We start from the raw sequence: 22,782 nt of genomic DNA, 5'->3' as shown, positions 1-22,782 counted from the left end.
GTTTGAGGTTCGCATGGCATTTTCTTGTGCTGATCGTCGATCACAGACACGCTCGAACTGCGCGCTAACGTGCCGCCAGCCGTATTTCGAACTTATTTGGCGCCAGGAGCGCCCGACGTGGTACCGGTCGAACGCGATCTTTCGTGACTGGAGACAATCGCCATCGAGAGAGGATTTTTGCCAGCGTCAGTGTCACTTCCATTACTCCAAACTGATCGCCGATGCATTTGAATACACCGCCGCCGAATGGGATGAAAGAACGGCTCGACATTGACTTTGCGTTTTCCGGCAGCCACCGTTCCGGTGCGAACCGCTCCGGTGCCTCGAACAGCGCGGGATTCCGCTGTAGAACGTACGGGCTGTAAGCAACAGCGTCGCCTGCGCGCAGACGATATTTTCCAAGCGTCGTTTCACGCGTTACAACACGCGTCGACAGCCAAGCGGGCGGATAGAGCCGCAGCGTCTCCATCACGGCGCAACGAATTTCCGAAAGCTTGGGAAAATGATCTGCCTGGGGCTCGGCGTCCCCCACGGTATCGATCACTTGAGCCGCCACTCGCTCGGCAAAATCCGGATGCTGGGAGATCAAATAAATCGTCCAGCCCATGACGCTCGCGGTTGTCTCGATTCCCGCGAGAAACATGGTCAGCACCTGTTCGTGAATTTCCTTATGCGTCCACGGCTCTCCGTTTTCGTCACGTGCAGCGAGCATCATGGATAAAAGGTCGCCGTGATCGACGCCGGACTGCCGGTACGCGTCGATCATCCGGTCGATCGTCATGTGCAGCCGACGCATGGCCCCGTTGTATCGAACGTTGGCTGGGGTCGGCAGAAGACGCATAAGACGCGAAGGCACCATCAGCCGGATGAACAGGCCGCCAAGATAAGTGGTCAAGTCCTCGACCACGGAGGCGGTCGCAGCGCCCGTCACATTGGCGGCAAACATGGTGCGGGACGCACTGCGCGCCGCAATTTCGTAACAGGCAGCGGTAATTTCAACCACGTCGCCTTCTTGCCAGTGGCCTATGACGGCGTCGATCGCCTGATTCATCTCGCTTGCGTAGCCCGCGATGCGTGTCCGCGAAAACGCAGGCTGCATCAGCTTGCGCTGAACCTTGTGGTCGTCGTAGCGGCTGGTGAGCAAGCTGTTGCTTGCCAATTCGCGCATCTTGTCGGTAAGCGGGCCGCCTTTGTCGAAAGTGCGGCTGTCTTGCAGCACCTGATGGGTCAGATCCGGATCCGTTATCAGGAGCATGGGAAGCCGGCCCAGGTCGACTCGGACCAGCGAGCCAATCTGCGCGAGCTTCTCGACAAACGGCAGCGGATCCGTGAAAAGCTGCACGCTGTGTCCGAGGATGGGAAGGCGCCATGGCGCATGAGGAATCGGCGCATCAAGGGCATCGGATTTGAGCGAATTCATTGAATTGTCATCTGAGGCAACGTCCATCTATATTCTCCTGAGCGTCAGAAATCCCCAAAGCGGCGAAATCGAGCAACAGCATGTTTATATTTAATTGCATTACTGAACGGTCTACCCTACCCTTGATTTACGGCATTCGGCCTTGAAGATTAATAGCCGGGATGGATGGATGAAATGGAAGAGCCGCTTTTCACGATAGTCAAGCATAAGCGATTTGGCAATCGTGTGCATCAGTTCAATCGGCACTGTCAAACTAATTGACAGAAGCGAGAAAACACTCAAATGGCATAGATATTTTTATTGGATACATCATTCCAGATTGTCCACGACGGTCCAGCCTGCCGGATCCCTTGAATTCACGGGGGCAGTGGCAGGTGCGCGGTCGTTTGGCGGCAGAGGCTTCACATCTTTCGCAGATCCGTTGAACAGGCTTAAGCAGTTGCTTGGCTTGCCAGCCTCGACGCAAGCAGTTTCACGAGTGCGGATGTGCCGAGGCGCAGCCATTTTCGTCAGCGGTTGTGAAAACGCTTCGAAACCGCCGTCCGCTTTTTTTAACGAGTCTTGCCCGGCCTTTGAGCTTGAAACCCTTCTGGACGAACGCATCCACGGTAGCCAACCAGCACAAAACGCTTTTCTGCATGGCCAACAGGACCGCATCGTCCAACATGATCGAGACTCCTGTTTTATTCGACGTGTAAAGCTGAGATTGGCGGCGGTCTTGACCGATGAGTCGAATGGCCGTTTACGGCCACAAAAACGACTTACCGAGACAGCGACAGCGGCCCGCGTTCCGCGGTTGTTCACATGCGCGACCTCCGCATAAAGCAGCGAGCCCATCGTTGCTCCGCGCGCGTCGCGCACAGCGCCCGCGCTCACACCGCATCCGCGATGCACTCCCGCAGCCACTGATGCGCCGGATCGCGATGCGAGCGCTCATGCCAAAGCATCGCCATCTCATACCCCGGCACCTCCACAGGCGGCTCGACCACCTGCAGCGCGCCGACATCCCGCACGAGGCGCGAAGGCAGCATCGCGACAAGATCGCTGCTCGCGAGCACCGACATGACGAACAGGAAATGCGGCACCGACAGCGCGACCCGGCGCGCAAGCCCCGCCGCGGCAAGCGCTTGATCCGTGACGCCCAAAAACCCGCCGCCGTCCGGCGACACGATCACATGCTCGAGCGCGCAGAATTGCGCGAGCGTCGGCCGCCGCTTCAAGCGCGGATGCCCGGCGCGCCCCACGAGCACGTACCGCTCCTTGAACAGCGGCCGGCTGCGCAAGCCCGGCGGCGCATCGCTCGTGATATGGAACGCCAGGTCGATCTCGCCCCGCTCCGCCTGCTTTGCAATGCGCGGCGGAACGAGCTCGAGCACCGCAAGCCGTGAGCGCGGCGCCGCCGTGCGCAGCCGGTGCAGCGCCGGCAGCACGATCGTCGATTCGCCATAGTCGGTCGCGGCGACGCGCCAGGTGTTCTCGGCCTCCGCCGGATCGAATGCATCGGCCGGCGACACCGCCAGCTCCAGCGCTTCGAGCGCCTGCCGCAACGGCTCGCGCAGCGCCTCGGCCCGCGCGGTCGGCCGCATGCCGCGCGGCCCCGGCAGCAGCAGCGGGTCGCCGAAGATATCCCTGAGCTTGGCGAGATGGACGCTCACCGACGGCTGCGAAAAGTTCAGGCGCTCCGCCGCGCGCGTCACGTTGTGCTCCGAAAGCAGGACATCGAGCGTGACCAGCAGGTTGAGGTCGAGCCGTCTGAGATTATTCATGGCAATACCTGGAATATTGGTAATTCATTTCCAATATACCTTGCCGGACCCTATCCTGCTTTCTCCTTGCCTTGGAGAGTGAAGCATGAATGTCCTGATCGTCTACGCCCACCCCGAACCCACGTCGCTGAACGGCTCGCTTAGGGACTTCACCGTCAAGCGCCTCGAGGCAGCCGGACATGAAGTCCAGGTATCCGACCTGTACGCGATGAACTGGAAAGCCACACTCGACGAAAACGACATCACGGAGCGCCCAACCGATACGCCCTTCCATCCGTCGCTCGACTCCAAGCATGCGTTCGAGAACGGCCTGCAAAGTGAAGACATTGCGCTCGAACAGGACAAGCTCAAGTGGGCCGACACGCTGATCCTGCAGTTCCCGCTGTGGTGGTTCTCGATGCCGGCGATCCTGAAGGGCTGGGTCGAGCGCGTCTACGCATACGGCTTCGCCTACGGCGTGGGCGAGCACTCGGATTCGCACTGGGGCGACCGCTACGGCGAAGGCACGATGGCGGGCAAGCGCGCGATGCTGATCGTGACGACGGGCGGCTGGGAATCGCACTACAGCCCGCGCGGCATCAACGGCCCGATCGACGACGTGCTGTTTCCGATTCAGCACGGCATCCTCTACTACCCCGGCTTCGAGGTGCTGCCGCCGTTCGTGGTCTATCGCACGAGCCGCATGAACGACGCGCGCTATGCGGAGATTTCCGGCGCGCTCGGCGAGCGTCTCGACACGCTTTTGCACACGGCGCCGATTCCGTATCGCGGGCAAAACGCGGGGGCGTACGAGATTCCGGCGCTCACGCTGCGGCCCGAGATTGCGCCGGAGCAGGCCGGCTTCGCCGTGCACGTCGCCGATGCGCGTGAACGCTGACGGCGCGCGCTGCGTTTTCCATCGCGACGGTGTGCTACATCACAGTCGCCGCTTGTTGCGCGCGAAATAATGCAGCCAACAGTGCTTGCCAGCCCTCCGGCGCCCATGAGCGCCCGGCTCCCGGCATACGACCGCCTTGGAGGTGCGCTGTGTTTCGCTCGTCTCTCGCTCGCGCGTGGCTCCACGCAGCCGCGCTGGCTCTGCTCGTCTCCGGATGCCCCTGTCTGCATTCGACAGCCTTCGCCGCCGGCGCTGCGCCGCCGCGCGCGGCCGCCGCCGTCAACGCTTCCGCGCAAGTCGACTACCCCGCCATCGTCGAGCGCTATGGCCCCGCCGTGGTCAACATCAGCGCGGCCGCCGCGGACCAGCAGGCGTCGGCGCCAACGCCGATGCCCGCCCCGATCGATACCGACGACCCGTTCATCGCGTTCTTCAGGCGCATGGCGCTGTCGCAGGGAGTGGATGCGCTGGCCAGCCCACCGCGCGCGATATCGGGCAGCGGATCTGGCTTCATCGTCAGTTCCGACGGCCTCATCCTGACCACGGCCCACGTGGTCGATTCGGCCGAGGAAGTCACGGTCACGCTGACCGACAAGCGCCGGTACAAGGCCAAGACGCTCATCGCCGACCTGCAAACCGACGTCGCCGTGCTCAAGATCAACGCCGCGCAGCTGCCTACCGTCAAGCTTGGCGATTCGTCGCGCGTGCGCATCGGTGAACCGGTGCTGGCGATCGGCTCGCCCTACGGCTTCGAGAACACGGTCTCCGTCGGCATCGTCAGCGCCATCCCTCATCTGATGCAGGACGGCAACAGCTTTCCGTTCTTCCAGACCGACGTCTCGGTCAATCCCGACAACTCGGGCGGACCGGTCTTCAATCGCGCGGGCGAAGTGGTCGGCATTCACGAGCAGATCTACGCCGACACCGAGCGCTACCAGAGCCTGACCTTCGCGATCCCGATCAACCTCGCGAACAAGGTGCGCGGGCAAGTGCAGGCGCAGATCCAAGCGCAGACGCAGGCCCAGATGCAGGCTCAGCGCAAGGCGACAGTCTCGCGCGGCGCCTTGGGCATCGATGTGCAGGATGTCGACCCGGGGCTGGCCGGCGCGTTCGGCCTGCAGCAAGCCGCGGGGGCGCTCGTCACGGCTGTCGAGCCCGGCACGCCGGCGGCCGCGAGCGGGCTGAGGCCGGGCGACGTGGTCGTGCAGGTGGGCGACCAGCCCGTCGATCGCGCCGTCGATCTCGCCGACCGTCTCACCGATCCGCAGCTCGGCGCGAAAGCCGCGCTCAAGGTGATTCGCAATCGCCGGCCGATGACGGTCATGATCGGCACCGGCGGCGGCACGAGCGCCACCGTGGCCGACGACGAGGCCGGACCACGGCAAAGCGACGCCAGCGTGGCGGATCGCCTCGGCTTGACCACGCATCCGATGAGCGCAGCCGAATTGCGCGCGAATGGCCTCGCGAGCGGCCTGGTGGTGGATGGCGTCTCGGGCGCCGCGGTGAGCGCCGGGATCCAGCCCGGCGACATCATCATCTCGTTCAACGGCACGCCGGTCCGTTCGCAGCGGCAAGTCATGGCGCTGGCGGCAAAATCAGGGAAGGAAGTCGCACTGCTGATCCAGCGCGACAACACGCGCAGCTTCGTTTCGCTCGAGCTTAAATGAAGCGCTGGCGCTGAAGCCGGTCAGCCTCAGCGCCCGGCAGCGCGCGCGCCGGCCGAAGCAGCCGCGGCGAGTTCGGCCGCCGCGCGCGGCTGTGCAGCGGTTTCGCGCTTGCCGCTCTTGTCGCGTCCGGGCTCGCGCGGCGCATCCGGCCCCGCCGCCACCGAAAACCCGAACGTGTTGACGCCGTTCGCGCTGCTCGCAAACACGGTGCCGCCGTGCATCTCCGCCACTGCCTTGACGATCGCGAGCCCCAGGCCGTGGTTTTCGCGGCTGTTGGTCCGCGAGGCTTCGACACGATAGAAGCGGTCGAACAGATGACCCAGCGCGGCCGGATCGATCGGCTTGCCCGGGTTGGCCACCGAGATGCGCACGTGCTCGCCGTAGCGCGCGATCGTGACGGTCGCCGTCATGTCGCGCGAGCAATGCTGCAGCGCGTTCATCAGCAGGTTCGTGCAGGCGCGCCCGAACAACGACGTATTGACCGGCGCGCGCGCATCGCCGTGCGACACCGCCCGCACCTGCGCCTCGTCGAACGGAATCTCGAGATAGTCGAGCGTGCGCCCGACCTCCGCTGCGAGCGACACCTCGACGAGCCCCGTCGCCCGCTCGCCCTGATCGGCGCGAGCGAGGAACAGCATGTCGTTGATGATGCCGCGCATGCGCTCGAACTCTTCGAGATTCGATTGCAGCGTATGGCGCAGATCTTCGATCGAGCGGTTGCGCGCGGTCAGCGCGACTTCGGTCTGGCCGATCAGGATCGTGACCGGCGTGCGCAGTTCGTGTGCGACATCGGCGTTGAACGACTCCAGCCGCCCATACGCGACGTCGAGCCGCTCGAGCGCGCCGTTGAACGCATTCGCGAGGTCGTTCAATTCGAGCGGCAGCGAGCGCGCGTCGAGCCGCTGCGAACGGTTGTTCGGGCTCACGGCCTGTGCATCGCGCGTGAGGCGCGCGAGCGGCGCGAGCCCCAGCTTCGCGACCGAGTGGCTGAGCAGCAGCACCGCCAGCGTGCCAAGCGCGCACAGCGCGGCGAGCGCCACGCCGAACGCGCGCAGCGTCCGCGTATTCGGCGCGCACGACGCGGCCACTTGCAATTGCACTTCCGGCCGCGCGCCGCTCGCGGGAATCGTCATCGTGTTGACGAGCATGTCCGCTGCGCCGCCGTCCGGCCGCATCTTCTGGTACCCGAGCCCCCAGTCCGCGAGCACAGTTCCGGTGACGGGATGACCGTACTGGAAACGCGGATCGGAGCTCGCCACCGAGTACTGCGTGCTGCGGTCGCGCGGTGTCATGTCGGTGAGCTTCTCGCGCGCCATCTTCCATTTTTCGGGCGTCACCGAATGCGTGACGATCAGTTGCGCGATCTCGCGGCGATCGTCGAGCGATTCGCGCAGATGGTGCTCGAGCTGCGTGCGCAGCACCAGGAACAACGCCGTGCCGACGAGCGCGAACACGAACAAGGCGACCAGCGCGAACATCATCGCGAGGCGCCTGGCGATAGACCTGTTCATGATGCCTCCCGCCGGGCCGCCCCAAGGGAGGCATCAGCCCCCTCGGGGGGCAGCGAACGATAGTGAGCGTGGGGGTCGTTCATGATGATTCAGCCTCCTCGCGCACTTCGAGCACATAGCCCATGCCGCGCACCGTATGCAGCAGCTTGGTCGGGAACGGGCCGTCGATCTTCGCGCGCAGGCGCTTGATCGCGGTCTCGACCACGTTCGTATGGCTGTCGAAGTTCACGTCCCAGACGAGCTCGGTGATGGCCGTCTTCGATAGGATGTCGCCCTGCCGGCGCGCGAGCACGGAGAGCAGCTGGAACTCCTTGGCCGTCAAATCGAGCCGCACGCCGTCGCGGCTCGCACGGCGGCCGATCAGGTCGACGTACAGATCGCCGACCGAAATCAGCGTCGATTCCTGCGAGCGCGTGCGCCGCGCAAGCGCATGCAGGCGCTCCACGAGCTCGAGGAACGAGAACGGCTTGGTCAGGTAGTCGTCGGCGCCTTCGCGCAAGCCGCGCACGCGGTCGTTGATCTGGTCGCGCGCGGTCAGCATGATGACGGGCGTCGACTTGTGCGCGCGCAGCGCCTTCAGCACGGCGAAGCCGTCGCGCTTGGGGAGCATCACGTCGAGAACGATCACGTCGTAGTCGAACTCGATCGCGAGATGCGTGCCCTCTTCGCCATCCGGCGCGACGTCCACCACCCAGCCCTGCTCGGTCAAGCCGGAGCGCAGGTAATCGACGACCTTGTGCTCGTCTTCCACGATCAGTAGTTTCATTTCGTATCCCTCGTCTGCGCTGTTTGATTATATGAAACGCAGTGTCCCTCTCCTTCTGCTCTCGTCATGGCGTACGAGGCGCTGGCGGCCCCTCGGCACGGTCATTGCTGCGGAATCGATGCCGTGTGTTCCGCTTGCGGTCCTGCCTGCGATCCCTGCGCCATCTGCGCAGGATTGCCCGCGTCGGGCGCCGTCACGTCCCACCCGCCGCCGAGCGCCTTGACGAGCGCCACCGACAGCGTCATCTGCTGCCCGTGGATCTGCACGTCCTGGCGCTCGCTCGTCAGGAGCGACTGCTGCGCGTCGATCACGTTCAGGTATGCGACGAGACCGCCCGAGTAACGGTCGTTCGCGAGCTGCAGGAGCTTTTGCGCATCCTCCACTGCCGCGTGCGACTGCTTCGACGCATCGTCGAGCACCGAGAGGCCCGTCACCCCGTCCTGCACCTGCTGGAACGCGGCCAATACCGTCTGACGATAGGTGGCCTGCGCCGCCTGATAGCCCTCGCTCGCGAACTTGACGTTCGCCGCGCGCCGCCCGCCGTCGAACAGCACCTGCCCGACCGTGCCGCCGACCGTCCACAGAAGGCTCGGCGCACTGAACAGGCTCGCGAAATTGGTGCTCTCCCAGCCGATGCCCGGCGTGAGCGTGAGGCTCGGGAAGAACGCCGCTTTCTGCACGCCGATCTGCGCGTTCGCCGCCGCCATCGCGCGCTCGGCGGAGGCGATGTCGGGGCGGCGCTGCATCAGGCCGCTCGGCACGCCGAGCGGAATCTGCGGCGCCTGCATCGCCAGCACCTTCGGCTGGATCGAGAACTGCGGCGCAGGCACGCCGACGAGCGCCGCGATCGCATGCTCGAACTGCGCGCGCTGGTTGACGAGCAGGGTCGCCTGCACCTTGGTCGAATCGAGCTCCGATTGCTGCTGCGCGACGTCGAGCCCCGATACCGAGCCCAGCTCGTGCTCCGAATTGACGTAGTCGAACGCCTTCTTCTGCAGGACCACCGACTGGTTCAGCACGTCGATCTCGGCATCGAGCTCGCGCAGCGAGTAGTAATCGGTGGCGAGGTCGGCCGTGAGCACGAGGCGCGCGTTCGCGAGATCGTCGCGCGACTGCTCGGCCGACGCCTTCGCGCCCTCGACTTCGCGGCGGATCCTGCCGAACAGATCGGTGTCGTAGTTGATCGACGGCCCGAGCTGGACCATGTTCTGCACGGTCGACTGGTTCTGCGTCGTGTAGGAGGTCACCGGCCGGTCCTTCGAGATCTTGAGACGATTGGCCTGCGCCGACAGGTCGACCTCCGGAATCTGCTGCGCCGACGTGAACTTGAGCGTCGCCTTCGCCTGTTCGTAGTGGGCCACGGCCGCGGCGAGCGTCTGGTTCTGCGCGAGCGCCTGGGTTTCGAGGCCGTCGAGCGCCGCATCGCCGTACATCTTCCACCAGTCGAGCGCGAGCGGCGCGTGCGACGGCTCGGCGACGCGCCAGTACGAATCGGTGCGCCACTGTGGCGGCGCTTCGGCTTGCGGCGCCTGATAGTCGGGGCCGACCGTACAGGCCGCGAGCATCGCCGCGCACCATGCAGCCGCCGCGACGACAGACGACGCAGGCAACGTCGGCAACAACCGCGGCGGCAGGAACCGGCGTGCGCCCATCACGACAGCTCCTTGTCGACCGAAGGCTGCGCGATCGTCACGTGATCGCCGTCCGAGATCGAATCGCTCGGGTTGACGATCACCTTGTCGGTCGGCTCGATGCCGCTCTCGACTTCGAGAAATTGCCCGAGATCCTGCGCAATCACGATCTTGCGCAGATGCACTGTGCCGTTTGCATCGACGACGGCCAGGCGCGGCCCTTCCGCGCGGAACAAGAGCGCGTTGTCGGGCACGAGCAGGCGCGCGTGCGCGGTCGACGGCACCGCCACCTGCACATAGGCGCCCGGGCGCAGCTTGCCGTCGGGATTCGGCAGCGTCACTTCCAGCTGCAGCGAGCGGGTCGGCACGTCGATCGCGCCGGCGATGTGCGTGATGGTCCCGTGGAATTGCTGCCCCGGCAGCTCGGCCTGCGTGACGACCACCTGCATTCCGACCTTCACGTTCTCCGCGTACGCCTGCGGCATCTGCACGTAGACGCGCAGCGGGTCCGCCTGCGCGAGCGCGAAGAGCGCGCGGCTCGTGCCGCTGCCCGCATCGATCAGGTCGCCGACGTCGACGTTGCGCTGCGTGACGACACCCGTGAACGGCGCGACGATCCGCTTGAACGATTCGAGCTGCTGCAGGCGCTGCACGTTCGCATTGGCGGCGGCGAGATTGGCGACGTCCTGGTTATACGTGCTTTGCCGCTCGTCGAGCTCCTGTTGCGAGACCGCGTCGCGCTGGCGCAATTGCTGCCAGCGTTCGTACGACGTTTTGGCGAGCCCGAGGCTTACCTTGATCTGATCGCGCTGCGCAATGGCCTGCGCGAGCTCCTGGTCGATTTCCGGCGTATCGAGGTCCGCGAGCAACTGGCCCTGCTTCACGTGCGCGCCGATATCGACATACCAATGCAGCAGATAACCCGTTGCGCGCGCATAGATCGGCGACTCGACAAAGCCGCGCAGCGTGCCCGGCAGGAGCGTGTTGCCGCCGCCGTCGGTCTGCTTCGGCAGCACGACGTTCACGTACTGCTTCGCGTTCTGCTCGGTGACGGCCGCGACGGTGCGGTTGTTGAGGATGTTCGAGACGACCGTGCGCAGCGCGCCCAGCGCGAGCAGCACGAGCGCGATGACGATCGCGATCTTGGCGCGCTTCCACTCCCGCGTGCGCGGCGGCAGCTGGTGGCCGTCCGCCGTCTCGCGCGCGGGAATCGCCAGGGATGCATGCGTTTTTTCAGTCATGTCAGTCAGCCAGGTTAAATCGTTGCTTCAAACGTGCTCGTCGCCATCGTGTCCGTCGCCATTCGCCTTGGCGGCATGGCGTCGCGCGAGACGGCCATGGATGCCGGCGAACACGAGCGGCACGAAAAAGAGCGTCGATACGGTCGCGAACAGCAGACCGCCGATCACCGCGCGCCCGAGCGGCGCGTTCTGCTCCGCGCCTTCGCCGAGGCCGAGCGCCATCGGGATCATGCCGATGATCATCGCGAACGCCGTCATCAGCACAGGGCGAATCCGGCTCGCGCCGGCCTCGAGCGCCGCGGTGAGCGGCGGCGCGCCGGCCGTGAGCCGCTGGCGCGCGAACGAGACCATCAAGATGCTGTTGGCAGTCGCCACGCCCATCGTCATGATCGCGCCCGTGAGCGCGGGCACGCTCAGGTGCGTGCCGGTCAAAAACAGCATCCAGACGATGCCCGCCAAGGCAGCCGGCAGCGCGCTCACGATGATGAGCGGATCGACCCACGACTGGAAGTTCACGACGATCAGCAGATACACGAGCACGATCGCCATCGCCACGCCGACGCCGAGCCCGATGTACGACGTGCGCATCGTCTGCACCTGGCCGCGCACCGTGATCGTGCTGCCGCGCGGCAGCTTCGCGCGCGCCTCGTCGACGAGCTTGTAGACCTGCACGGCAACGCCGCCGAGATCGCGCCCTTCCACGCTCACCAGGAGGTCGATGGTCGGCCGGATGTTGTAGCGCGTGACCTCGGCGAACTGGTTGCTCGGCGACACCTGCACGAGATTGCCGAGCAGTTGCGTCGACCCGGCCGCGCTGGAGGAAACGGGCGTGCGCAAGAGCGCATCGATCGACGAGATCTGGTACTGCGGCGTCTGCACCGCGACGTTGTACTCGACGCCGTTATTGGTGTTGAACCAGAACGCGGGTTGCGTCTGCGAGCTGCCCGACAGCGAGATCAGCACGTTCTGCGCCACGTTCTGCGCGCTCAGGTTCAATTGCTGCAGGCGCGTGCGGTCCATCTCCAGATGAATGGTCGGCTCGTTGAGCTTTTGCTGAATGTGCGAATCGACGGCGCCCGGAATCATGCGCACCCGCTTGAGCAGATCGCTCGCCACCTGGAAGTTGCCGGGCAGGTTGGCGCCGGCGATCTGCACGTCGATCGCCGCGGGCAGGCCGAAGTTCAGGATCTGCGTGACGATGTCGGCGGGCTGGAAGAAGAACTCGACGCCCGGAAAGCGCTGCGGCAGCGCCGCACGCAGCTTGTCGATGTAGGTCTGCGTCGGCTGGTGGTCTTCGTTGAGCGCCACCTGGATCTCGCCGTCGAGCGTGCCCATCGTGCCCGCGTTGCTGTACGAGAGATTGATGCCGCTGTACGGCAGGCCGAGGTTGTCGAGAACCGTGTGCAGCTCCTTGGCCGGCACCACCTGACGGATCACGTGCTCGACATCGTCGGCAAGCCGCGCCGTCTCCTCGATCCGCGTGCCCGTGGGCGCGCGCATGTGCATGCGGATGTCGCCCGCGTCGACGGCCGGAAAGAAATCGCGGCCGAGCGCGAAGAACAAGCCCAGCGAGACCAGGCAGAACGACAGGAACACCGTCGAGAAGAAACGCCGCCGCACGAGCAGCGTGGAGAGGATCACGATGTAGGCCGCGCGCATCCGCTCGAAGCCCTGGTCGAAGCGGTGATAGAGGCGCATGAAGAGGTTCGGCTGCGCGCCGTTCTTCGGCTTGTGCGCGTGGCCCATCAACAAGAGCGCGAGCGTCGGCACGAGCGTGCGCGAGAGGATGTACGACGCGAGCATCGCGAACACCACGGCCTCGGCCAGCGGTACGAACAGGTAGCGCGCGACGCCCGTCAGGAAGAACATCGGCACGAACACGATGCAGATGCACAGCGTCGAGACGAGCGCGGGAATCGCGATCTCGCCCGCGCCTTCGAGAATCGCATCGTGCAGGTTGGTGCCCATGTGCAAGTGCCGCTCGATGTTCTCGATCGTCACCGTGGCGTCGTCGACGAGAATCCCGACCGCGAGCGCGAGGCCGCCGAGCGTCATGATGTTGATCGTCTGGCCGAGTGCGTGCAGCGCGAGCAGCGAGGTCAGGATCGAGAGCGGGATCGAGATCGCGATGATGCAGGTGCTGCGCCAGTTGCCGAGGAACAGCAGGATCATCGCGGCGGTCAGCGCGGCCGCGATCACCGCTTCGCGCACCACGCCCGCGATCGACGCCTTCACGAACACCGACTGGTCGAACAGCGCCGTGATGTTCAGATCAGGCGGCAGCGACGCCCGCGCCCCCGGCAGCAGATCATGCAGCGCGCTCACGATCGACAGCGTCGATGCGCCGCCGTTCTTCAGGATCGAAATCAGCACGCCGCGGCGGCCGTCCTGGCGCACCACGTTGGTTTGCGGCGAGAAGCCGTCGCGCACGTGGGCGACTTCGCGCAAGTAGGTCGTCGCGCCGTTCACCGTGCGCACCGGGATGTCGTTCAGGCCCGCCACCGTCGGCGGCGAGCCGTTCATCTCGATCGTGTATTCCTTCGCGCCGATCTTCGCGGTGCCGGCGGGCAGGATCAGGTTCTGCGCATTGACGGCGTTGACGACGTCGAGCGGCGTCAGCCCCTTGGCGAGCAGCGCTTGCGTATCGATGTCGACCGAGATCAGGCGCGACTTGCCACCGTACGGGTAAGGCACCGCGGCGCCCGGAATCGTGATGAGCTGCGGGCGCAGGAAGTTGAGCGCCGTGTCGTTGAGCTGCTGCTCCGAGAGCTTCGGGCTCGACAGCCCCAGCTGGATCACCGGAATGCTCGACGCCGAATAGCTGATGACGAGCGGCGGCGTGGCGCCCGGCGGCATCTGCTTCAACTGCGCCTGCTCGATCGCGACGGTCTGCGCGATCGCGGTCTGGATGTTGGCGGTCGGCTGCAGGAACAGCTTGATGATCGCGATGCCCGGCAGCGACTGCGATTCGATGTGCTCGATGTCGTTGACGGTGGTGGTCAGGCTGCGCTCGTTGACCGAGGTGATCCGGTTCGCCATGTCCTGCGCGGAGAGACCGGTGTAATTCCAGATAATGCTGACGACGGGAATGTTGATGTCCGGCAGGATGTCGACGGGCGTCGACATCAAGGCGAACGGCGTGGCCAGCAATATCAGTATGGCCATCACGATGAACGTGTATGGCCGCTTAAGCGCAACGTTGACAATCCACATTGTTGAGACGCGCCCGCAATATTCAGAAAGGAAGTGGAATCGCCGGGATAAGCGTGTGCGCCTGATTTTGCACCGGTCGCCCCATGCGGCCGCATGATAAGGCAATCCGCGGCAATCGCAGCCGTCGAGAAGAGGCCGGGCGGTACGCCTTTTCCGGTGATCCGAGACCTATCGTAAAGCGAAAGGCATAACGCCTTGCTGGCGCCAAAATGGCAAACCCGTCAGTAATTAAAATGTAATTGATTGAATTGGCAACTTGTCAGAAAAGTGATTCGGGTTTTATTTTTTCGCCGCTTCATTCATCTGCGCCCGCCCCTTGCCGGCAAGCTCGGCGGTTGGGTTCGAGCGGCTATTTTGCGCCGCAGCGGAATAAGGCTGGTTATCATCCTGGATCCCATGACAAATCAAGGAACTCACACGCATGACCAGCGCAACGCAATTCGACAACGTATCGGTCGTCAAGCTCTCGAACACGTACTTCGACGGCAAGTGCGTCTCCCACACAGTACTGTTCAGCGACGGCAGCCGCAAGACGCTAGGGGTGATTTTTCCGGCGTCGCTGAACTTCTCGACCCAGGCGCCGGAAAAGATGGAAGTGACGCGCGGCCGATGCCGCATTCGCCTGGCAGGCGAGGACGCATGGCGCGAGTACGGCGCCGGCCAGACCTTCGGCGTGCCGGGCAACAGCAGCTTCGATATCGAAGTCGTCGAGACGCTCGACTACGTCTGCCATTACGGCTGACGGTTTTCGGCTGATGGTTTCGCGCGAGGTTAGAGCCCCCGGATGATGTCGGCGTTCTGCCGCTCGGCCTCGCGCATCATGTCCAGGAACGGCCATGCGCGAGGCTTTATATCACAATGCCATATAATAATGAGATATCGTTCCTTCGCTTTGCCGGGGTTTGGCCTTAAGGTGTGGCCCCGTCCGCGCGACGTCGCCCACGCTGCTTTCCAACTGGCTCAATCTTGTCCCGTTCCGCCCTCGCTCGCTGGTTCGCCAGCTTTGTCCCCAGTCCGCTCTCCGTCAGGTGGCAGGAACGCCTGCGCTCGTGCATCGGCGCGCTGATCGGCATTGCCGTAACCGGCGTCACCATGCATGTCCTGCTCGGGCCGGATACGCGCATCCCCTTCCTCGTCGCGCCGATGGGCGCCTCGGCCGTGCTGCTGTTCGCCGTTCCGGCGAGCCCGCTTGCACAGCCGTGGTCGATCATCGGCGGCAATCTGGTCTCCGCGACGGTCGGTGTCGCTTGCGCGGGCTGGCTGGCGGACCCGGTGGCCGCCGCCGCGCTGGCCGTCTCCGTGGCGATCTGCGCGATGTTTGCCTTGCGCTGCGTGCATCCGCCTTCGGGCGCCGTCGCGCTGACGGCCGTGCTCGGCGGCTCCGCCGTGCATGCGCTCGGTTTTCGCTTCGTGCTCGAGCCGATTGCGATCCAGTCGGCGGCGCTCCTCGCATCGGCGCTCGTCTACCACGCGCTCACGGGGCACCGCTATCCCCACGTGGCGCGCCCCGCCGCCGACGACAAATCCTCGGCCAACGCCATGCCGCCCAATGCGAGCCTCACGCGCGCCGATCTGCAGGAACTCGTGAAGCGGCGCGGCGAGCTGCTCGACATCGCTCCCGACGATCTCGAGTCGCTGCTGCGCGATGCGCAATTGCTCGCCCACGCGCGCAGCTCGTCCGAGCTGAGCTGTGCCGACGTGATGTCGCGCAACGTGGTGTCCGTGATGCGCGGCACGCACGCCGCCGACGCGTGGCGCCTGCTCCGGCGTCACGGCGTGAAGGCGCTGCCGGTCACCGACGATGCGCAGCACGTTGTCGGCATCGTGACGCGCGCCAACCTCGTCGAGCATCGCGCGTTCGGCGCCCCTGCGCAGCCCAGGCTGTCGCTGCTGCGCCGGTTCAAGCGCAACCGGCCGGCGGCGGCGCCCGTGGTCGGCGAGCTGATGACGCGCGCCGTATTCACCGTCGACACCGCCACGCCCATCGCCGAGCTGATTCCCATCTTCGCCAACTCGGGGCACCACCACATTCCGGTGCTCGATGTCCATCGGCGTCTGGTGGGGATGATCACGCAGGCTGACTTGATCTCGGGCCTCTATCGCCAGGAGCAGGCCAGGCAGCGGCTGGCCGCGTAACTCGCACGCCGCGGCCTCGCGCCGCGCCATGCCGTCGTCGAGCCTGATGCGCCCGCACGGCCATTTATATCACGTAATGATATTATTTCGCTTTACATGATTACCGCCGATACCACGATGAAGCCCCCCGCCCGCAACGGTCTGACCAAAGCAGATTTCGAGCAGCTCTCCGAATTCCGCTATCAAATGCGCCGCTTCGAGCGTTTCTCCGAACAAGCGGCGCAAAGCGAAGGCATCACGCCTTTGCAGTACCTGCTGCTGTTGCACGTGAAGGGCTACCCCGGCCGCGAATGGGCGACCATCGGCGAGCTCGCGGAGCGCCTGCAAGCGCAGCACCATGGCGTGGTCGCGCTGGTGTCGCGCTGCGAAGCGCTCGATCTCGTCAAGCGCAAAGTCAGCGAAACGGATCGCCGGCAGGTCGAGGTTCATTTGCAGAAGACCGGTGAGAATTTGCTGTCGCGGCTCGCCGAGCTGCACCGCGCCGAATTGAGATCGCTCGACGGCGCTTTCAACGTTCCCCAGATCGACTACTGAAGCTCCCTCCGGCTTTGCATGGGACCGGAGTAAGCGCTAAAGCGCCAACTCCGGATCGACAACTTTGTATGGGACCGGAGTAAGCGCTAAAGCGCCAACTCCGGATCGACACGTTCGCTGCACTGCGCACACCGACATGGACACACATTTCGACTCCCACAAACGGGACTTCTCCGTCAACGCCCGCCTTCCCGGCATCTCCGCCCTGGCGGCCGTGATCGGCATGCTCAGCACCATCGCGGCGGTGGTCCTGCTGGGGCTGATCCACCTGTTCACCAACCTGTTCTTCTTCGGCAAGTTCTCGTTCGCGGACCATTCCCCGGCGCTCAACACGCTTGGGCCCTGGGTGATCGTGATCCCGGCCGCCGGCGGCTTGATCGTGGGCCTGATCGCGCGATTCGGCTCCGACAAGATCCGTGGTCACGGCATTCCCGAAGCGATCGAGGCGATCCTGTTCGGCAAGAGCCGCATGTCGCCGAAGGTCGCCGTGCTCAAGCCGCTGTCGTCGGGCATCGTGATCGGCAGCGGCGGCCCGTTCGGCGCCGAAGGCCCGATCATCATGACGGGCGGCGCCCTCGGCTCGCTGCTCGCGCAATTCGTGAAGCTCACCTCGGCCGAGCGCAAGACGCTGCTCGTCGCGGGCGCGGCGGCGGGCATGACCGCGGTGTTCGGCACGCCCGTCGCGGCCGTGCTCCTCGCCGTCGAATTGCTGCTGTTCGAATGGCGTCCGCGCAGCTTCGTGCCGGTCGCGTTCGCGTGCGCGGTGGCCGGTTTCGCGCGCGCCATCTTCTTCGGCGCCGGCCCGCTGTTCCCGCTCCAGACCGGCACGCCCGGCGCGGCGGCGCTCGTCTCCTGCCTGATCGCCGGGCTCTTGTGCGGCGCGCTGGCGTCGGGCTTGTCGGCGGCGCTCTATCGCGTCGAAGACTGGTTCGGCATGCTGCCGGTGCACTGGATGTGGTGGCCGACGCTCGGCGGCATCGTGGTCGGCATCGGCGGCTTCATCGAGCCGCGCGCGCTCGGCGTCGGCTACGACGTGATCGGCGACCTGCTGCACCAGAACCTGCCGCTGCAGATCGCCATCGCAATCCTCGTCGTGAAGGCCATCATCTGGGTGATCGCGCTCGGCTCCGGCACCTCGGGCGGCGTGCTCGCCCCGCTGCTGATGCTTGGCGCGGGGCTCGGTGTGGTGCTGAGCCACGTCGTGCCGGGCGGCGAGCCGACGCTGTGGCCGCTCGTCTGCATGGCGGCGACGCTCGGTGCCACGCTAGGCGCCCCACTCACCGCGATCGTGTTCGCGTTCGGGCTCACGCACGACAGCAACGCGCTCTTGCCGCTGCTCGCCGCGACGCTCGTCGCGCACGCCTTCGCGACTGTCGTGATGCGGCGCTCTATCATGACCGAGAAGATCGCGCGCCGCGGCTATCACATCTATCGCGAGTACGGCGTCGACCCGCTCGAGCGGCATTACGTCGACGAAGTCATGACGCGCTCGGTCCAGACGATCGACGCCGACACAACCGTGCGCGAAGCGCTGCTCTCGTTCTTCGGTCCGATGCAGACACATCGCGCCTACCCGGTGGTGCGCGACGGGGCGCTCGCGGGCATAGCGGATCGCGACACGCTCACCGCCTGGCAAAACGGCGAGCGCGGCTTCGGCCCCGACACGCGAATCGGCGAGGCGCTCGCCACGCAATCGACGCCTGTCGCGCTCATCAACGAATCCTGCCGCACCGTCGCCACGCGGCTCGCGGTTCACGGGCTGGAGCGGCTGCCGGTCGTCGACGACAGGGAATCGATGCGGCTCGCCGGCATCGTCTCCCGCAGCGATCTCGTGAAAACCTCGCTTGCGCACTTCGACGAGGAGCACAAGAAAGAGCGCTTCCGCCGGCTCGTTCCCGGTTCAGGGAAACGGCATTTCCCGCCCGTTCGCAAGACAGGCTGATCGACATTGCGGCCGCCGCTCGATTACCCTCGGATATTCCCGATCTCGTAAGCCCTATCGGTAATAACGTGCGCCGGGTTAACGTTTACGGGAATCCGTTACCGATAATCTCATTGTTCATATGGATGCCCGCGCCTAAAATTCATCACATATAAACTGAAACAAGAAAACGGGGATCCAGGGGTGCGCTGAAGCGGTCATGCGGCGCGAGGAGGCAAGCGGCGCAAGCCGTTGCGGGCGATAAGCGGGATAGCAAACAGAGAAATGCGCGGCCTGTGTCCGGCCGCACATTCCCGGTAGGCAAAAGCGCGAGAAAATACGCAGGCGTGAAAAATACTCGCAATTCGAATTGCGGGATTCAAGCGTCCTTTATCGCACACGCAATTGGCGATTGCGCCAAAAAATAATCAGCGAGGGGGGCCCGGCTGAGCTTTCGCCACGATTCACCGGAATCGTGCCGATACAAAAGCAATCAACGCGAAATGCTCGGTCGGTGTCGCAAGGCTGATAAGCAATAGCCTGATGGGGAGGCCAACATGGACATCATCGAAATTGCGACAAAAGCCGGCATGCAAGTCCTCGTGGACGCGCGCATCGGCCGGGAGACCTATCACAGCGTGTGCGGCTCGCTGCCGGCGCTGCAGCGCTTCGCGGACGCCGTCTGTGCAGCGATGAGCGAGGAGTTGCCCGGCGCCGCCACGAAAGAAGAACCGCGGAAGTAAGCGGCATCCGGCACGTCACGCAGGCGCTGCGTCGAGCTGATCGGCGCAAGCCTGCAAACCCTTGAAGATCCGCTCGGCGATCTGGAGCGGAAATGCGGCCGGCAAGCGCGCCGCAACTGTCTCGATCACGCGCGGCGTCGCCTCGACCAAGCGCGTGATGACCGGCTCGGCGTCGTGTCCGTAGAAGCATTTCGGCGCCATCGCATTGAAGTGCCGGCGCTGGATCTCCTTCATCGCGTAGTGCTTGCTCTTGCCCTCGATCGCCATCGCGAGCTTCGCCTTGTGCCACGACCACTGGCTGGGACCGTCGCCCGCGACCGGCCAGATCGACATCACGTCATAGAGCGGCGTCAGCCGGCAACGTCCGCCCGGCAGCAGATGCAGGCTGAAGTTCTTCGCGTGGCCGTCCGGCGCGGCGAGCATCCAGAACACGATTTGCGCCGCCACCAGCGTTTCGATGTCCGACTCTGCGCGCTCCGAGCGGCGCAAAATCTGCGCGATATCGCGCATGCCCGGCCCGCCGTCGGCTTCGTACTTGCGATGCGGCGGTACGCCGAGCGCCTGGCAGAAATCCTCCTGCGGCAAACGCAACAACCATTGCTTCGATTCGTGAAGACGCCGGTCGAAGCGCTCCACGCTCAGCACTTTCTGCGAGCCGAACGTTGCTATATCCGCGCGCGCAACGGGCAAGCCATATGCCGCAAGAATGTTCAGGCACAGCCATTCGTTCTCGACCGACGTGCTGAGGTCCGCCCGCTTGTTGCCGACGAGACCCAACGGCAGCTTGAGAATGTGCGTCGTCGGCGTCGCGCCGTGGGGCAGCATCCATCGGCCGTCATGCCATAGCAGCGCCGTCTTCTCCTGGGCGCCGGCAAGCGAGAGGCGGAATTCGTCGGCGTCGTCGCTGCCGCTCTTGCCGAGCGCGCGCCCGCCGACGGTCTGCCTGAGCAGCGCCTCGATGTCCGCCTCGGTGAGCGGCGTGCCGCGGATGCTTTCCACGTCGTGCGGCGACTCGCCCTCTTCCAGGAGTTGGACGGCGCCGACGCAATCGCGCCCGACCGCTTGCAGCAGGTCAAAGGCATCGGCTGTCGGGGTCTTGAAGCGGCTTGCGATGCGCGCGCGGAGCGCGTCGCTGTCGGGCAACAGGTTGTCGAAGTAGTTGAGGACCGCGTCGCCGCGCAGCGGCTGGTTGTTCGGGCTGTACGGCAGAGAGAGCGAGAGCGGACGCCCGGCCGGCGAATCGATCCAGGCGTCGTCGTATTGAAGCTCCATCGGGCCGCGCGCCGGAATGCGCCAGACGCCGATGCGCTTGCCGTTCGCCCAGACGGACAGCGCCCGGGTCAGCGATTTGCGGCCCATCGGCTACCACTCGCTCGCGGAATCGCGCAGCTCGAACGTCGGGTGTTCGTCGCTCAGCTGCAGCTCCAGGCGATAGACGGCCAGGAACGCGAACAGCTGGGCGACCGTGATCGTGCCCGGGTTCGATTCCATCGTGGAGAGGCGGCTTTGGCTCACGCCGACGCGCGCCGCCGCCTGGGCCTGCGTCAAGCCCGCGGCGCGCCGGGCGGCGGTCAGGATCGTGCCGAGTTGATCGGCGGTGGCGAGGAGTTGTTGCACGGCATTCATCCAGAGCGTGAACCCATGCAGTTTATTCGCCAAACAAATAAACGTCAAATATCCACGAAACAGATAAAACCGATTTATTCGCTTTACAGATAAATCGCATTTTCGACGCCGTCTGGATACCACGGCGCCGAAGCGGTGGCCACAACCCATCCTGGAGGCGAGCGCACCGGGGCAAGCCCGCGCGAACACCCGGGTGGCGCGCGGAGCGGCCCTCCGGCCGCTCGTCCATCACCGGCCCGGCGCCCGCGCCAATTCCACAGGGGAGCGGCGCTTCGCCATATAGCCGATCCACATCACCAGCAGCCAGACCGGCACGAGCCAGACCGACACCGAGAGACCGGGCGTCATCGCGAGAATGCCCAGCACCATAGCCATGTAGGCGAGGCAGATCCAGTTGGTGAGAGGGAACCACGGTGACTTGAAGGCCAGCTTCTCGCCCGCGGCAACCATCGCCTTGCGCGTCTTCAGGTGGGTCAGGCTGATCAGCGACCAGTTCAGCACCAGCGCGGCGACGACGAGCGCCATCAACACGCCGAGCGCTTGCGCGGGAATCAGGTAGTTGATGATCACGCAGGCGAAGGTAGCGAACGCCGACAAGCCGATCGCCATGTAAGGCACGCCGCGCCGATCCACCTTCAGCAGCGCACGAGGCGCGTTGCCCTGCTCGGCCAGGCCGTAAAGCATGCGGCTGTTCGCATACACGCCGCTGTTGTAGACGGAGAGCGCCGCGGTCAGCACGACCACATTGAGCACGTTCGCCGTCAAGCCGGCGCCGATCTCCGAGAAGATCATCACGAACGGGCTGCCGCCCTGCGCCACCTGGTTCCACGGATACAGCGACAACAGCACGACAAGCGAGCAGATATAGAAAATCAGGATCCGGTAGATCACCTGGTTTACCGCCTTCGGGATGCTCTTTTGCGGATTGTCCGCCTCGGCGGCGGTGATGCCGATCAGCTCGAGCCCGCCGAACGAGAACATGATGACGGCGAGCATCATGAAAAGGCCGTGGAAGCCATGGGGGAAGAAGCCGTCGATGCGCCACAGGTTGGTGATCGAGGCTTGAGGCCCGCCATGCCCGCTGATCAGCAGATAGCCGCCGAACACGATCATGCCGATGATCGCGATCACCTTGATGATCGAAAACCAGAATTCGGTTTCGCCGTACGCTTTGACGTTGGTGAGATTGATCGCGTTGATTGCAACGAAGCAGACGAGCGCAGACACCCAGGCCGGAACGGCGGGCCACCAGAAATGGACGTAAGTGCCGACAGCGGTCAGCTCGGCCATGCTCACGAGCACGTAGAGCACCCAGTAATTCCAGCCGGAGAGGAAGCCGGCGAAGTCGCCCCAATACTTGTACGCGAAGTGGCTGAACGAACCGGCCACCGGCTCCTGCGCCACCATCTCGCCTAGCTGGCGCATGATCATGAACGCGATGATGCCGCCGATCGCGTAGCCGAGGACCATCGACGGGCCGGCGGCTTGCAGCACGCTCGCCGAGCCGAGGAACAGGCCGGTGCCAATGGCGCCGCCGAGTGCGATCAACTGGATATGGCGGTTCTTGAGGCCGCGTTTGAGGCCGTCTCCATGCGGCTGGTTTGTTGGAATTGTCAAAATGCGCCCCGCGGTTGGGATGTAGACAGCTCGGGACAGTCCAGCGACGGCCCGGGCAAAGCGAAAATTATACTTCGCGCGCTATTGTCTATTCTTTGATGCGAAGCCCGCTT

19 protein-coding genes are annotated in these 22,782 nt (G+C 64.7%); 7 read left to right on the top strand and 12 right to left on the bottom strand.

Annotated features, from left to right (window positions below; translation table 11 throughout):
- Nucleotides 1-64: 64 nt before the first annotated feature.
- The 3 genes from FAZ69_RS20525 to FAZ69_RS20515 all read right to left on the bottom strand — a co-directional run bounded on the left by FAZ69_RS20525 (nucleotide 65) and on the right by FAZ69_RS20515 (nucleotide 3,186).
- Nucleotides 65-1,447 carry a cytochrome P450 gene (locus FAZ69_RS20525; RefSeq protein ID WP_136896930.1) on the bottom strand — a complete coding sequence of 461 codons (1,383 nt, stop codon included), beginning with the start codon at nucleotides 1,445-1,447 and terminating at the stop codon, nucleotides 65-67.
- Between the two features lie 445 nt (nucleotides 1,448-1,892).
- The gene (locus FAZ69_RS20520) at nucleotides 1,893-2,087 is read right to left on the bottom strand and encodes a hypothetical protein (protein ID WP_136896929.1); all 195 of its coding nucleotides are present in this window, start codon (nucleotides 2,085-2,087) and stop codon (nucleotides 1,893-1,895) included.
- 205 nt (nucleotides 2,088-2,292) lie between these two features.
- A complete protein-coding gene (locus FAZ69_RS20515; protein WP_136896928.1) occupies nucleotides 2,293-3,186 on the bottom strand; it encodes a LysR family transcriptional regulator in 894 nt (297 codons plus the stop codon).
- Between the two features lie 85 nt (nucleotides 3,187-3,271).
- Here FAZ69_RS20515 and FAZ69_RS20510 point away from each other — a divergent pair, with 85 nt between their 5' ends.
- Nucleotides 3,272-4,063 (top strand): NAD(P)H-dependent oxidoreductase, encoded by a 792-nt coding sequence (locus tag FAZ69_RS20510; RefSeq protein ID WP_136896927.1) that lies wholly within the window; start codon nucleotides 3,272-3,274, stop codon nucleotides 4,061-4,063.
- A gap of 149 nt (nucleotides 4,064-4,212) precedes the next feature.
- On the top strand, nucleotides 4,213-5,730 hold the full coding sequence (locus FAZ69_RS20505) for a trypsin-like peptidase domain-containing protein (RefSeq protein ID WP_136896926.1): 1,518 nt from the start codon (nucleotides 4,213-4,215) through the stop codon (nucleotides 5,728-5,730).
- 26 nt (nucleotides 5,731-5,756) lie between these two features.
- Here the strand turns inward: FAZ69_RS20505 and FAZ69_RS20500 are convergent, their stop codons facing one another.
- The 6 genes from FAZ69_RS20500 to FAZ69_RS33330 all read right to left on the bottom strand — a co-directional run bounded on the left by FAZ69_RS20500 (nucleotide 5,757) and on the right by FAZ69_RS33330 (nucleotide 14,509).
- Complete coding sequence (locus FAZ69_RS20500; RefSeq protein WP_136896925.1) at nucleotides 5,757-7,241, bottom strand: heavy metal sensor histidine kinase; 1,485 nt, start codon at nucleotides 7,239-7,241, stop codon at nucleotides 5,757-5,759.
- Nucleotides 7,242-7,320: 79 nt separating this feature from the next.
- Entirely contained in the window at nucleotides 7,321-8,007 is a 687-nt protein-coding gene (locus FAZ69_RS20495; protein ID WP_136896924.1) for a heavy metal response regulator transcription factor, read from the bottom strand.
- Nucleotides 8,008-8,108: 101 nt separating this feature from the next.
- The gene (locus FAZ69_RS20490) at nucleotides 8,109-9,572 is read right to left on the bottom strand and encodes an efflux transporter outer membrane subunit (RefSeq protein ID WP_240702388.1); all 1,464 of its coding nucleotides are present in this window, start codon (nucleotides 9,570-9,572) and stop codon (nucleotides 8,109-8,111) included.
- Nucleotides 9,573-9,658: 86 nt separating this feature from the next.
- Nucleotides 9,659-10,879, bottom strand: coding sequence for an efflux RND transporter periplasmic adaptor subunit (locus tag FAZ69_RS20485; protein ID WP_136896922.1), 1,221 nt, complete (start codon nucleotides 10,877-10,879; stop codon nucleotides 9,659-9,661).
- A 27-nt stretch (nucleotides 10,880-10,906) separates the two neighbouring features.
- Entirely contained in the window at nucleotides 10,907-14,092 is a 3,186-nt protein-coding gene (locus FAZ69_RS20480; RefSeq protein WP_136896921.1) for an efflux RND transporter permease subunit, read from the bottom strand.
- A 279-nt stretch (nucleotides 14,093-14,371) separates the two neighbouring features.
- On the bottom strand, nucleotides 14,372-14,509 hold the full coding sequence (locus FAZ69_RS33330; RefSeq protein ID WP_169708709.1) for a hypothetical protein: 138 nt from the start codon (nucleotides 14,507-14,509) through the stop codon (nucleotides 14,372-14,374).
- 4 nt (nucleotides 14,510-14,513) lie between these two features.
- Here FAZ69_RS33330 and ppnP point away from each other — a divergent pair, with 4 nt between their 5' ends.
- The 5 genes from ppnP (at nucleotide 14,514) to FAZ69_RS20450 (ending at nucleotide 19,426) form a co-directional block, all read left to right on the top strand.
- Nucleotides 14,514-14,834, top strand: a complete 321-nt coding sequence (gene ppnP / locus FAZ69_RS20475) for a pyrimidine/purine nucleoside phosphorylase (RefSeq protein ID WP_136896920.1) — start codon at nucleotides 14,514-14,516, stop codon at nucleotides 14,832-14,834.
- Nucleotides 14,835-15,058: 224 nt separating this feature from the next.
- Nucleotides 15,059-16,228, top strand: a complete 1,170-nt coding sequence (locus FAZ69_RS20465) for an HPP family protein (RefSeq protein WP_136896919.1) — start codon at nucleotides 15,059-15,061, stop codon at nucleotides 16,226-16,228.
- 117 nt (nucleotides 16,229-16,345) lie between these two features.
- Nucleotides 16,346-16,762, top strand: coding sequence for a MarR family winged helix-turn-helix transcriptional regulator (locus FAZ69_RS20460; protein WP_136896918.1), 417 nt, complete (start codon nucleotides 16,346-16,348; stop codon nucleotides 16,760-16,762).
- Between the two features lie 136 nt (nucleotides 16,763-16,898).
- Complete coding sequence (locus FAZ69_RS20455) at nucleotides 16,899-18,704, top strand: chloride channel protein (protein ID WP_136896917.1); 1,806 nt, start codon at nucleotides 16,899-16,901, stop codon at nucleotides 18,702-18,704.
- A gap of 536 nt (nucleotides 18,705-19,240) precedes the next feature.
- Entirely contained in the window at nucleotides 19,241-19,426 is a 186-nt protein-coding gene (locus FAZ69_RS20450) for a hypothetical protein (protein WP_136896916.1), read from the top strand.
- A gap of 15 nt (nucleotides 19,427-19,441) precedes the next feature.
- Here the strand turns inward: FAZ69_RS20450 and FAZ69_RS20445 are convergent, their stop codons facing one another.
- From FAZ69_RS20445 to FAZ69_RS20435, 3 genes are all read right to left on the bottom strand, one after another.
- Nucleotides 19,442-20,785 (bottom strand): type II toxin-antitoxin system HipA family toxin, encoded by a 1,344-nt coding sequence (locus FAZ69_RS20445; protein ID WP_136896915.1) that lies wholly within the window; start codon nucleotides 20,783-20,785, stop codon nucleotides 19,442-19,444.
- 3 nt (nucleotides 20,786-20,788) lie between these two features.
- Nucleotides 20,789-21,052, bottom strand: a complete 264-nt coding sequence (locus tag FAZ69_RS20440; protein ID WP_136897054.1) for a helix-turn-helix domain-containing protein — start codon at nucleotides 21,050-21,052, stop codon at nucleotides 20,789-20,791.
- Between the two features lie 228 nt (nucleotides 21,053-21,280).
- Nucleotides 21,281-22,669 carry an amino acid permease gene (locus tag FAZ69_RS20435; protein ID WP_240702371.1) on the bottom strand — a complete coding sequence of 463 codons (1,389 nt, stop codon included), beginning with the start codon at nucleotides 22,667-22,669 and terminating at the stop codon, nucleotides 21,281-21,283.
- Nucleotides 22,670-22,782: the final 113 nt, after the last annotated feature.

Origin of the sequence: Trinickia terrae, from assembly GCF_005144415.1 — a bacterium.
Lineage (GTDB): Bacteria > Pseudomonadota > Gammaproteobacteria > Burkholderiales > Burkholderiaceae > Trinickia_A > Trinickia_A terrae.
The sequence above is the reverse complement of the archived record's forward strand: the minus strand, read 5'-3'. Positions and strand labels throughout refer to the sequence as shown.